Origin of the sequence: Botrimarina colliarenosi, from assembly GCF_007859955.1 — a bacterium.
GTDB lineage: Bacteria > Planctomycetota > Planctomycetia > Pirellulales > Lacipirellulaceae > Botrimarina > Botrimarina colliarenosi.
Genome location: NZ_SJPR01000002.1, coordinates 326,401 through 339,154 on the forward strand (window position 1 = coordinate 326,401; position 12,754 = coordinate 339,154).

At 63.3% G+C, this 12,754-nt stretch carries 7 protein-coding genes; all 7 read left to right on the plus strand.

Going from position 1 to position 12,754, the window contains the following annotated elements; translation table 11 throughout:
• Positions 1-63 precede the first annotated feature (63 nt).
• The 7 genes from Pla108_RS09310 to Pla108_RS09340 all read left to right on the plus strand — a co-directional run bounded on the left by Pla108_RS09310 (position 64) and on the right by Pla108_RS09340 (position 12,562).
• Entirely contained in the window at positions 64-1,830 is a 1,767-nt protein-coding gene (locus Pla108_RS09310) for a FecR domain-containing protein (protein WP_146444662.1), read from the plus strand.
• Positions 1,831-2,014: 184 nt separating this feature from the next.
• On the plus strand, positions 2,015-2,785 hold the full coding sequence (locus tag Pla108_RS09315) for a pullulanase X25 domain-containing protein (protein WP_146444663.1): 771 nt from the start codon (positions 2,015-2,017) through the stop codon (positions 2,783-2,785).
• A gap of 177 nt (positions 2,786-2,962) precedes the next feature.
• Positions 2,963-3,982 carry a pullulanase X25 domain-containing protein gene (locus Pla108_RS09320; RefSeq protein WP_146444664.1) on the plus strand — a complete coding sequence of 340 codons (1,020 nt, stop codon included), beginning with the start codon at positions 2,963-2,965 and terminating at the stop codon, positions 3,980-3,982.
• 88 nt (positions 3,983-4,070) lie between these two features.
• A complete protein-coding gene (locus Pla108_RS09325) occupies positions 4,071-5,975 on the plus strand; it encodes a hypothetical protein (RefSeq protein ID WP_146444665.1) in 1,905 nt (634 codons plus the stop codon).
• A 145-nt stretch (positions 5,976-6,120) separates the two neighbouring features.
• Entirely contained in the window at positions 6,121-7,131 is a 1,011-nt protein-coding gene (locus Pla108_RS09330) for a DUF1559 family PulG-like putative transporter (protein ID WP_146444666.1), read from the plus strand.
• Positions 7,132-7,216: 85 nt separating this feature from the next.
• Positions 7,217-9,283 (plus strand): glycoside hydrolase family 97 protein, encoded by a 2,067-nt coding sequence (locus Pla108_RS09335; protein WP_197526432.1) that lies wholly within the window; start codon positions 7,217-7,219, stop codon positions 9,281-9,283.
• An 81-nt stretch (positions 9,284-9,364) separates the two neighbouring features.
• Entirely contained in the window at positions 9,365-12,562 is a 3,198-nt protein-coding gene (locus Pla108_RS09340; RefSeq protein ID WP_146444667.1) for a dockerin type I domain-containing protein, read from the plus strand.
• Positions 12,563-12,754: the final 192 nt, after the last annotated feature.

Below are 12,754 nucleotides of genomic sequence, written 5' to 3' on the forward strand. Positions count from 1 at the left end.
TTTTTTTGGAAGGGTAGGGCGGGATCGCCCCCCACGCCGCAAGACGCGGACGGATCGTTACAAATGCCACAAGACCAGCCACTCCACGATCTCGTCGACGCGCTCAGCGATCGCTCGATCAATGACGAGCAGATCACGGAGCTAAATCGACGCCTCGAGACCGATCCCGATTGCCGGCGTGGCTACTTGAACTTGATGCGGATCGAGGCGGAACTCGGCGCGCTGCACCAGCCGCTCGCATCGTTGTCATTCGATGACGGAACCGCCCTGGTCGATCAAGCCAGGCGACCGCCCGCGCCGAAGTCGGCCTTCAGCCACACGAATCGGTCGACCCGCTTCCTACAGATGATGGGAGCGTTGGCCGCTTCGGTCGCGATTACCGCCGTTTGCTCGTCGTGGATCACGTACGAAGGAGTGAAGGGTAAGGGGCCGCTGGCGTCGCTACTGACTGACCCCCACTCTGATAGTTCGGCGCCGACGACCGTCGCCCGCGTGGCGGCGACTCGCAACTGTCGCTGGAGTGGCGACTCGTCGGAGTTGGGCTTCGGCGCGGACGTGACGGGGGGTCAGCTCCTCGAATTAGAAACCGGGTTTGCAGAACTCACGTTCGCCGGAGGGGCACGCGTCGTACTTGAAGGTCCCGCCGCCTTCCGTATCGCCGACGCCGACACCATACAACTCTACAGCGGCCGCATCGCCGCGGCGATCCCGACCGAAACGGTTGGCTTTTCGGTCCGCACTCCCCGGCTGGTTATCGCCGAATCGGGGGCCCAGTACGGAGTGGTCGCCGGACTGCATGGCGCTGACGAGGTCCACGTCTTTGAAGGCGCCGTCGAGGCCAAGGCGGTCGACGGACAGGGCCATGTCATGGGGGTCGTCAATCTAGCCTCGCTCGAAGCGGCCCGGTTCCGGACGACCAACCACCGGTTCGCCCGCCTCGCCGCCGATGACGAAGGGTTCGTCCGAAGCCTCGAGACCCGCACGGGCCCCGGCGAAGGGCTGTTGGCGTTCGACAACTTCGCCTACCCGACCGGCCCGGTCGCGTGGCAGAACGGCGGCTTCGGATGGGTAGGCCCCTGGGCCGACCTCGAAGCCTCGCCCAGCGAGATGAGCGGCGCCGCCCCCAGCAACGGCGTCGTTCGCGGCAGCATCACCGCCGGCGACTTGGTCGCGCTCGGCAATCGCTTCGTTCAGAGCGGCAACGCCAATCGTGTCCGCCGTGTCCTGAGCACGAGCCTCGGCGGCGTCTTCGACGCGGCGGGCCTCGTCGAGAACATCGATGGCCTCCGGCTTATCGGCCGCAATAGCTCAACCGTTTACATCAGCTTCCTGCAGCGTGTGTCGAAGACCGACGACGTCTATTACGGATTCGAACTGCACCGCGGCGACGGCAACTTCAACCGCGTGCTCTGCATCGGCAACGGCGCCGATGGAAACGGCTACGGCGTTTCGACCAGCTTCAAGATCGGAGCGGAAAAGCACTTCGAGTCGCTCGGCGACGAGAACGAGGCGGTGAACTTTTTTGTCGTCAGAATCGACTTCGGCCAGGACGATCACGACACGGCGACGGTCTACCGCAATCCGATCTCTCTCCAAGACGAATCGAGTTGCGTAGCAACCGCAAAGTTGCAGGGGATGTTCGCCTTCGACCGGGTCAGTCTGGGGAACTTCGAGGGTTCAAAGCTGCACGAGGTTGATGAAGTCCGCATCGGCACCGACTTCCGCGCTGTAACCGCGCGGAACGTTGCTAGTTGGAGCGATTCGGAAGACGGCGGGCTTGCCGACGCAGGGCCAAATTATTGGCCGCTCCCGCTGTTGAGTTTAAGATGAAATATTCCCCACCTCGTTGAGATCGACCTGAGCGAAATCTCGACGCGGCGCCATCAACCGGTCCTTAACGGGACGGACGGCTCTTCAATCTGACTTTTCACTACGGCGATTTAGCGTTCCCCACGGCTGGGTGTTGTTAACTGTGGGAGCGGTTCGCGCCATTCACCTTTGGAGTTTGAGACTCATGAAGTGCTTCTCGTTTACCTGCCGAGCGCTCGTGGCGACGGTCACGCTCGTCGCGTCGAAGTCGGCGATGGCGGCTCTCGTTGTTGTCGGCGCCCTACAAACCGAACAAGGCGATTCCGCCGACTGGGACCCGCCCAACAGTTCCCTAGTGATGACCGATAACGGGGGTGGCTTGCACTCCGTTACAGCAAATAACCTAGGCGACGGAACCCTCTACGAGTTCAAGGTTCTCGACGATGAGGGCTCGGCGCCGGCGAACTGGGGCGACCCCGAAGTCGTCAATGTAAACACGATGGCGTACGGCGACGCCGACGGATCGGTTGACATCAGTGTCAACACGAGCCTGACCAACGGCAACGGCGGCGCCGTCACCTGGGTCAACTCGGACGGCATCCCGCTGCAGGTCGTGGGCAACTTCATGGTGGCTGCTGGCGGCGCCGGCGACTGGAACCCTTCCGATCCCTCCTTCGCGATGACGAGTCAAGGGAGCGGGTACTACACCTTCGATGCGATCATCTCGACCCCCGGCAGCTATGAGTTCAAAGCGACCGACGGGACCGGTTGGGATCGACAGGTCGGCACGGACGGGTTCGGCACCAACGCCTCCTCGTTCTTGTTCGCGACAACGATGGCCGACGAAGCGATCACAATGTTCATCGACGTGGCGGCTGGCCAGGTCGGCGTCGTCTCGGTCCCCGAGCCGACAAGCGTCGCTATCTTCAGCCTGATTTTTTCTGGCTTGGCGATTGCACGTCCGACGCGGGTTTGATCGCAGCGAGTTGATAGAAGGACGCCGGCGCCCCAGTCGGGGCGCCGGCATCTTTCAAACGAGACACAGTTGGGCAGCCGCTGGGCCTGAGGCTAACGCAGCTTTTCTGCGGGGTGGATGAGTCAGTGCGGTGGTTGGAGCAGATTAGCGTTCACCAATTCAGACGGAGTACTTTTCATGTTGACCCGATCATTCTTTACGACAGCCGCCCTCGCAGCCGGTGTTCTCTTCACGGCGGTTGACGAGACGCAGGCTCTGGACCTATATGCCCCCGGTGGCTACACGCTCACAGCAGGGCTCGGCGCCGACTGGACTCCGGCGACCGCACCGATGCTGACGGAGTCGTCGCCCGGCTCTGGCATCTATGAACTCGACTTCGATCTTGATTACGCCACCAACGGCAACCTGTCGGGGACGAGCTATGGATTCAAGATTCTGAGTAACGTCAACGGCGGCGCCGTCGAGTGGAGCGATGTCCAACTCACACCGAATGACGCCTGGTTCGTCGCCGACGCGGACGGGCAAATGACGATCCGTATCAACACCAATGCCGCGATCGATGACGGCTACTTCCCCAACACCAACCGGGTCGCCATCCTCGACGACGTCTCGACTTGGACCGCTATCGGCAACTTCCAGACGCAACTCGGAAGCGCCACCGACTACAACAACGCGTTTGCCGGCACGGAGATGTTGCTAACTTCGCCGGGCGTCTACTCGTTGACGACGACGATCCCGACAGCCGGGGCCTACAACTGGCGGGCCGTCAACACCGGCACCTTCGACGGCGTCGGTACGGACGGGCGTTGGAACAACGCGGCCAATCTATCGTTCAACACCTTCGAGAACGATCAAGAGATCACGCTAGAGATCAACACGAACATCGGCGGCATTCGTTACCTCACCGAGGCGGTCCTCGCCGGTGACACCGACAACAACGGCGTCGTCGAGTTCGCCGACTTCGAGCCGATCCGCGACAACTTCTTGACCGCGACGAGCCTCCGCTCGATGGGAGACCTCGACTTCAGCGGCTTTGTCGACATCCGTGACTTCCGTGAATGGAAGAACGCGATTAACAGCCCCGCACTCGTCGCCCAGGCCCTTGCGCAGTTGCAGGCCGTCCCCGAGCCGACCGCCATCCTCATGGCGGGTGTCGCCGTGGCCCTCGTCGGCGGCACGCGCCGCCGCGTTGGCTGAGGCCTTGTCCGGTCCTGTTATTCGAGCCGCGGCCGACCGAACCGTTGGCCGCCTCGACAACCGCTCATCCTAGAAGGCGACCTCTCCTATGAATCGATATCTCTATCCGGCGGCAGCCACAGCCCTGGTGGCTGTGCTAGCCGCCACACCACCGGCCAACGCCCAGAATCGCTGGTCAGCGACGGCGGTAAATAACAACTGGAACGATGACGACAACTGGGACACCGAGTTCTTCCCGGATCCCACGTTTGATACTTCGGCGATTGTCGGATCGACCGTCTCTGGCGCCGCTCTGTCGGCAAACGTCACGGTGAACGGCAGCTTCACTTCTCCAACCGTGCTGATCGCCAACGGCGCCGGCACGTCCGCGACGATCACGATTGGCGCAGGGAATGGCTTAACGACGGTTTCCGACCCTGGTTTCACCGAAGGCGACTTCCTGATTGGCCAGGGCGGCGGGCTTGGCGTTGTCAATGTCGCCGGCACGCTGAACGTGGCCCGTTCACTCGAAACGCAAACCGGTGGCGCTTTCGACAGCACCTTGTCGCTATCGGGCTCAGCGAACGTGGCGGCGGGGTACGCCTTCTTTGATCGTCAGCTGCGAGTGGTCGGTCCTAATGTCTCGTTCACGACAAACAGCGATAACCCAGCCACGAATAGCAGTGTGATCCTCGGGGCCGGTGGCGTTCACACATGGGAGTTCGGCGTAGCCGGCCCCTCAAAATTGAACGTCAACGGCAATCTCGATCTCGGCGGGACGCTCGCGATCGTGACGCCTGGCTACACGCCAACCGTGGGGGCGAAGTGGACGATCGCGGATTCAATTGCGATCGATTCGCAGGACGGAACGCCGTCCGGCTTTAGCTTTGTCGACGTCTCGGGCGTTCCCAACTTGTCGCCTGGAACCTCGTTCAAAGTCCGCACCGGTGCGACCGGCTCGATCGGCGTTCTCACCGAGGTCGAAGTGATCCAAGAGCCTGTGCTGACCGTCAATCGCCAGACGGGTGAGGTGACGTTGAAGAACTTCAGCAGCGCCGCTTCGACCGTTGCGTTCGACGCCTACACGGTCCGCTCGAACCTCGGCGCCCTGGCGCCCGCGGCCCTCAATGGGTTGGACGCCAAAGCGACGTCGGGAAACACCTGGGTTGCCGCGAATCCCAATGTGAATGGGATCGGCGAACTCAACCCGACGACCTCGCTGTCGCTTAGCGCCAGTCAATCGATCGCGCTTGGAAATATCTTTGCCCCGTCGGCGCCCGCCGCCTTTGGTGAGGAGAACGAGGACGTCTCGTTTGACTACGGCACTCCCGACGGCCAGCTGGTCAATGTGCCCGTCGTCTACGAAGGGATGCCGAACAACACGCTCGTCTTGAACGTAAATCCATCGACTGGTGCGTCGCAGTTGCTCAACCCCTCTGGCTTTGACGTCGGCATCGACTCCTACGTGATTTCGTCGGCTTCGGGCTCGTTGAGCACGGCGAATTGGTCCAGCTTCGACGATCAGAATCTGGAGGGCGCGAACCAGTGGTTTGAGGCGAACTCCGGCTCGACACAGCTGGCCGAATTGCTCGTCGAAGGGGCCACCGCGATGACCGCCAATCAGAGCGTCGTTTACGGCATTGGCTCGCCGTGGCTCGTGGGCGGAGAGCGGGACCTGGTTTTCCAGTTCGCGCTGGCGGGAGAGGAGACGCTCCGCACCGGCAAGGTGGTTTACGGCTCGCTGGTCTCGGCGGTCGCTCTGCCGGGTGACTACAACGGCGACAACATCGTCGACGCCGCCGACTACACCGTCTGGCGCGACGCCAACGGCACGTCGGCGACGCTGCCCAACGACCCCACGCCGGGCACGGTCGGCGCAAGCGATTACACCGTCTGGGCGTCGAACTACGGCGCAGCGCTCGCGCCAGCAAACGCATCGGCCGTTCCCGAGCCGACGGCTGTCGCGCTCGTCGCGGCTCTTATCCTTGGCTCGGCGGCGCGCCGTCGCGGCTGAGGCAGCGGACCGATCTCCCGGCGGCCGGCGACGGCGGCAGGCCGTCGGGAGTTCCCCGCTGACGACAACGATCCATTGGTCTCACTGGCGGCGCCGGGGCGGCGTTACGCTCTCGCGTCTCATCAGGTTAAAGGAGGAACTCCCTGTGTCCCGTCGAAACGGCTTTACGCTGGTCGAACTGCTGGTCGTGATCGCCATCATCGGCATCTTGGTGGCGCTGCTGCTGCCGGCGGTCCAGGCTGCCCGCGAGGCGGCCCGTCGAACGCAGTGCAAAAGCCAGATGCGGCAGATGGCGATCGCGAGCCTGAATCACCACGACGTGGTAGGCCACATGCCGACTTCCGGATGGGGTTGGCGTTGGCAACCCGACGCCAGCGCCGGCTACGGGCCCGATCAGCCGGGCGGTTGGACCTTCAATATCCTCCCGTTTATTGAGGAACAGAGCCTCCGCGATGCGGCCACTCCCACCGGCGACCGGACCGAAGACGAGGCCCGAATGCTCCGCCTCGTCCAGTCAACAGTCCCGGTCTACAACTGCCCGAGCCGTCGGGAGCCCACCCTGTATGAGTTCTCCAACGGGGTGAAGCCGACCTTGGCCGAGAATCTCACCACGTGCCGATCGGGATCGTGCAGTGTCGCGCGAACCGACTACGCCGGCAACGGCGGCAACGCCCGCGTCGCGGGGGCGAGCATTAATGACCAGGGACCGCAATCAAAAAGCGCCGCCGCGACTTTCAGCAGCTGGATCCCAAAAGAGCAGTTGAACGGCGTGATGTACCAGCGGAGCGTCGTCCGGATCGCACAGATCACCGACGGGACCAGCAAGACGGCGCTCCTCGGCGAGAAGTACGTCAGCCCTGATAACTACGCCAACGGCGGCAGCGATGGCGACGACCAGAACATCTTTGTCGGCCACGACTGGGACAACCTCCGCTTCACCGGATTCCCAACCGGGACGAACCGGGTCATCAAGCCGCAGAGCGACAAAGCCGGGCTTTACCTCGTGAACGACGGCAAGCCGGCGTTCGGCGCCGCTCATCCCGGGTCCATGAACATGGCGTTCTGCGACGGCTCGGTCCAAACGATCACCTTCGATATCGACGACGCGGTCTTCTACTTCTACGGCGGCCGCGGAGACGACGGCACGCCCTACTGAGACGTCTAAACAATGGCGCCCCTCTAAAAAGGATGCGTTGTCGTCGAGCTCGTTCACCTTTCTCTTTCTTGCGGCTGTGCCCCTGATGTATCGCTTCACCCTCCTCGGCTGCGGACTCTCTCTGCTGCTCTCGTCGATGACGGCGAGCGGACGTGAGGCCGTTGCGACGGCCCTAACGGTCGCCTCGCCAAGCGGCGCGAACATCGTCCACTTTGCGGTCGAAGAGGGTCGACCGACCTACTCGGTTACGCGAAACGGGGCCGACCTGATCGGCGCCTCGCGGATGGGGATGGAGTTGGCCGACGGCGTTTCGCTGGCGGAGCGGTTCGAACTGATCGACTCGCAAGCCGCTTCGGCCGATGCGACGTGGTCCCAGCCGTGGGGCGAGGTCCACAAGGTTCGCGACCACCACAACGAGTTGCGAGTCGAGCTGAAGCAGCCGGGCGATGGCGGCCTGCGGCTCGTGATCGTCTTCCGGGCGTTCGACGACGGGGTCGCCTTCCGCTATGAGATCCCTGAGCAGCCGGGCCTCAAGAAGGTGGTCATCACCAACGAAGTCACCGAGTTCGCCCTCGCCGGCGACTGGCCCGCTTGGTGGATCCCCGCCTACGACGAAAACCGCTACGAGTACGTCTACTCGCACACCCCGGTGAGCGAATTCCGCGTCGTTCACACGCCGGTCACGATGCAGGCGGGCGAGCGGACCTTCGTCAGCTTCCACGAGGCCGCGCTCGTCGATTACAGCAGCATGGCGCTCCGGCACGTGGGCGACCACAAGTTGAAGGCGGACCTGTTCCCCTGGTCGGACGGCGTCCTGGTCCGCGGCGAGGCGCCGATGAAGTCGCCTTGGCGGACGATTCAGATCGCCGACACGCCGTCGGGGCTGGTGGATTCGACAATGATCCTCAATCTCAACGAGCCGTCGAAAATCGCCGACACGTCGTGGATCGAACCCGGCAAGTATGTCGGCGTCTGGTGGGAGATGCACGTCAATCGCGCGACCTGGGGCTCTGGCGAGCGTCACGGCGCCACGACCGAGAATGTCAAACGCTACATCGACTTCGCCGCCAAGTACGGCTTCAAGGGCGTGCTCGTCGAAGGCTGGAACCAGGGTTGGGACGGCGATTGGATCCAGAACGGCAAGCTGTTCAGCTTCACCAAGTCCTACCCCGACTTCGATATCGCAGAGCTTTCGCGCTACGGCGCCGAACGCGGCGTGTCGCTAATCGGTCACCACGAGACGGCTGGCGCCATCCCGAACTACGAGAGCCAGATGGAAGACGCGTTCGCTCTCTACGAGCGGCTCGGCGTCAAAACGGTGAAGACCGGCTACGTGATGTTCGGAGAGGGCGAAGAGCGGATCGACGAGAACGGCGAGGAGGTCTACGAGTGGAGCCACGGCCAGTACATGGTCCAGCACCACCAACGCGTCATCGAGACCGCCGCGAAGCACCACGTGATGATCGTCGCCCACGAAGCGATCAAAGACACCGGCTTACGCCGCACGTGGCCCAACTTCATGAGTCGCGAGTGCGCCCGCGGCCAAGAGTACAACGCCTGGAGCGGCGACAGCCGCAACCCGCCCGAGCACGAAGCGATCCTCACGTACACCCGGATGCTCTCCGGCCCGATGGACTACACGCCCGGCGTGTTTGATATCGGGCTCGAGTCGGGCGTCGATCGCGACAACGACCGGATCCCCAGCACGCTGGCGAAACAGCTCGCTTTGTACGTCGTGCTTTACGCCCCCATGCAGATGGCCTGCGACCTTCCCGCCGCCTACGAGTCGCAGTTGGACGCCTTCCAGTTCATCCGCGACGTCCCGACCGACTGGGAGAAGACCGTGGCGATCGACGGCGTCATCGGTGACTACGTCGTGACCGCACGGAAGCAGCGGGGCGCCGAGGATTGGTTCCTCGGGGCTATCAGCGACGAGGAGGCACGCACTCTCGAAGTCCCGCTGGCGTTCCTTGACCCCGGCCGCAAGTACGAAGCGCAGATCTATCGCGACGCCGACGACGCCGACTGGCTAAGAAATCCAACCGCGTACGAAGTGGTCCGAGAAGAAGTCGATTCGGACGCCGTTTTCACGATCAAGCTCGCCCCGGGCGGCGGCCAAGCGGTGCGGTTCAAGCCGCTTGATGAACACTGAGACAGCCGCGTTCGACGTAGAGAGACCCTTCCGCCGTGCGACGTTGAGCTTTCCCCCTTCGATTCGCTGACCTTGAGATTGATGACTTTTCTCCTTCACATGCCGTCGTGGCCCCGCCATGCCGCCTTACTCGCCGCCTTGGCGGGGGTGTTGTCGGCGGGACCCCTTGCGCGGGCCCAGAGCGTTTCGTCACCCGCCATCTTGCAGGTTTTCGAGGCCCGCTGGGACCTCGTCGAAGAGCGGATGGCCGACATCCACGCCGTAGGCTATGGCCGCCTGTGGGTGCCACCCCCATCGAAAGCGGGCGGCGGGACGTCGTCCGTCGGCTACGACATGTTCGACCGCTTCGACTTGGGCTCAGCGCGTGACGAAACCCGTTACGGAACCGACAGTTCCTTCCGCGCAATGATCGACGCCTCGCACAAGGCGGGCGTCGGCGTGAACCCCGACCTGATCTGGAATCACAACTCATTCGAAGACCGCAACAACGCCAGCTTCGTCGCTCAGGGCGGTTACCCCGGCTTCGCGGTGACCCTGCCTAGCGACATCAACGGCGACTTTCATGACCCGTCCGCTTCGGGCGACATCCAGGGGCGTATCAGCGGCCTCAACGATATCGCCCAGGAAAAGGACTACCTCTTCATCCGGCACCCGACGCAGGCCGGCAACCCCGCCAATCTTCCAGCAGGGACGGTCTACAACAAGCCCGATCCCAACAACGCGCGGTACTATCCCGACCAGGGCCTGGGCGGGACGAACGTCATCGACGGTCGCGGCAACCCAACCACCCTCTACAACTTCAACGCCGACAACCCCCTCGCGGGAGACCCCGTCCTTGAGAACTCGGTCGATCTGCTAATGCGGAACGTCCGCTGGATGATCCAGGAGTACGACATCGATGGCTTCCGTATGGATGCGATCAAGCACTTCGAGAGTCAGTACCTGCAGGACTTCGACACGGCTTCCTACCTGGCGAAACGAGAGCCGCTGCTCGACGGCAGCCCGAACCACGTCTACTCGTTTGGCGAAGCGTTCGATGGCAACAAGGGATTCTTGCAGTCGTTCGTCCGCCGCAACATCAACGACAGCAATCCCGGGACGGTCAGCGGCAACCGCGACGCCCTCGATTTCTCGCTCTTCTTCGCGCTACGGGACAACCTGACGAGCAACGGCTTCGCCAACAACTGGCATACGATCCGCAACGCGCCGCTCGACACGAATGACGACGGCCTGATGAACGGCAGCCAGGGAGTTGCGTTCGTCCAAAGCCACGATAGCGGCGGCCCCGCCTTGGGGAACGTCGCCTACGCCTACACGCTGATGCTGCCGGGCGAGTCGATTGTCTATATGAACGCCGACGCCATCCCCGGCGACGCCTTCCCTCAGCCGGGCCGTAACGACGCCCTCGGCGGGTTCTTCGGGGACGCAATCACCAAGCTCGTCGACATCCGCAGCACGCACGGCCGTGGCGACTTCCAAGAACGCTGGCTCGACGACGCCTTCAACCCGAGTGGGTTCTCGAACGTTTACGTCTACGAACGCCTGAACTCCGCCATCGTCGGCCTCAACAGCCGCAACGACAGCGCCACCCTGACGCGGAACGGCGTGCAAACCAGCTTCGCCCCGGGCACGGTGCTCGTCGAACTCACCGGCAACGCCGCCAGCGCTGTCGTCGACCCGGGCGGGACGATTCCCGACACGGTGCTGGTCAACGGCAGCGGACAGATCGATATCAGCATCCCCGGCAACCAAGGCCACGGCCGCGGCTATGTTGTCTACGGTGTCGCCGGCCCGCAAGGGTCGCTCAGCGTCGGCGGTTCTGGCGTCCTTGAAGGGACCACTCCCACCAGCGCGAATTACGGATCGGTCCGCACCACCGACATCGAGGTCGTCAACACACCGACGTTCAACGTGCGTCTCGACACCATGCCGGTGTCGCTCAAGAACCCAACGGGCGTCGGCATGGTGCGTGATTTCCACGCCGACGGCGACACCGCGATCTTGATGATCGACGGCGGCATCGATCTCAACGGCAATGGTTCGGTCGACAACGTGACGCCCGGGAGCGTTGCGTACGGCTTCGAGGAGTTCGCAACCACCCGCACGCCTGGGTACGTCTGGGATGGATCGCAGAACGTTGGCGCCGGCGCCGGCGTCTACGAACAAACGATCGACGCGACCCAACTGAGCGAAGGACGTCACTACGTGACCGCCCGCGCCTTCCGGCACCGCGACGCCGCCACCGGCGGCGATGGCGGGCCGGCCGTCTACACCGACTTCCGCAAAACGATCTATGTCGACTTGCTCCCCCCCGACTCAACCGTCGAGAGCTTCGCCCCCTACGGCGCCAGCCCCAACGACCGCGACCTCGTCATCCGCTCGGTCGATCAGACGGCCGACAAGGTGCACGTCTACCTCGATCTGCCGGCGACGACCTCCGACGAAGATATTCTGGCGATGGTGGACGCCAACCAAAACCAAACCGGCTACTACGACCGTGACGAGTTTGTCTACGGCGTCACGGGAGTCACCAACGGTAACCACACGGTCACAATCGTCACCATCGAAGAGACGGGGACGCTCAACATCCAGCGCGAGGTTGGCCTGTTCACCGACACGACCATTGGCCGGGGTTTCGGCGACCTCAATTTTGACGGCACGATCAACGCGGCTGACCTGACCGGTCCGGTTGGTTTTGAACAGCTGCTTTATTCGCAGAACACCTCGTTCAATGCGGCCGCCGACATCAACGGCGACGGCCTGGTCGACAACGTCGACCTGCTGATGCTTCCTTCCTTCGTTCTGTCGGGCGCCACCGACACACGGGTGCCCGACCGGCTCGAGCAGATGCTGCTGCGCCGCGGCGACGTCAACGAAGACGACGCCACCACCACCGCCGACCTGCTGGCGATCGGCGATGGCCTTGGCGGATCGGATTGGCTGCTCGATCTGGACGGCAATGGAGTTGTCGAATTGGCGGACGCCGAGGTGCTGGTGACGCAACTCGCGCTAACTTCAGCCGGCGACTTTAATCTTGATGGCGTCGTCGATGCGGCGGACTACACCGTCTGGCGAGACAACCAGGGCCCCGGACTGCTGGGAGACGCCGACTTCGACGGCGACGCGGATGAAGCCGACCTCGCCCTCTGGCATAACGCCTACGGGGACGTCCGGACGCAGCTCGCCCTGAGCCCGGCAAGCTTGGCGGTTCCGGAACCCGGCGGGCTGCTGCTGGCCTGCCTCGCCGCCGGATTGATCGCGGGTCGCCGGCGCCCTTGATTGGTGCGGGAGATCCCGACTCATCCGGCTGGTCTCTCGGGGGCGAGTTCCGCAATTTGGCGACCAAACCCGCAATCGGACCCTCGAATGGGGGCCGCCATCTCGACGGGGGGGCCGTCTTGGCTTATCACGGGCATCTAACGCCATTCGGTTAGGCAGCAGCTTGACCGTTACCCCGGCCGTACTCCTCGT

Coding starts and splice junctions, on each gene's coding strand:
- Pla108_RS09310 (WP_146444662.1), top strand. CDS start 64: ATGCCACAAGACCAGCCACTCCACGATCTCGTCGACGCGCTCAGCGAT.
- Pla108_RS09315 (WP_146444663.1), top strand. CDS start 2,015: ATGAAGTGCTTCTCGTTTACCTGCCGAGCGCTCGTGGCGACGGTCACG.
- Pla108_RS09320 (WP_146444664.1), top strand. CDS start 2,963: ATGTTGACCCGATCATTCTTTACGACAGCCGCCCTCGCAGCCGGTGTT.
- Pla108_RS09325 (WP_146444665.1), top strand. CDS start 4,071: ATGAATCGATATCTCTATCCGGCGGCAGCCACAGCCCTGGTGGCTGTG.
- Pla108_RS09335 (WP_197526432.1), top strand. CDS start 7,217: ATGTATCGCTTCACCCTCCTCGGCTGCGGACTCTCTCTGCTGCTCTCG.
- Pla108_RS09340 (WP_146444667.1), top strand. CDS start 9,365: ATGACTTTTCTCCTTCACATGCCGTCGTGGCCCCGCCATGCCGCCTTA.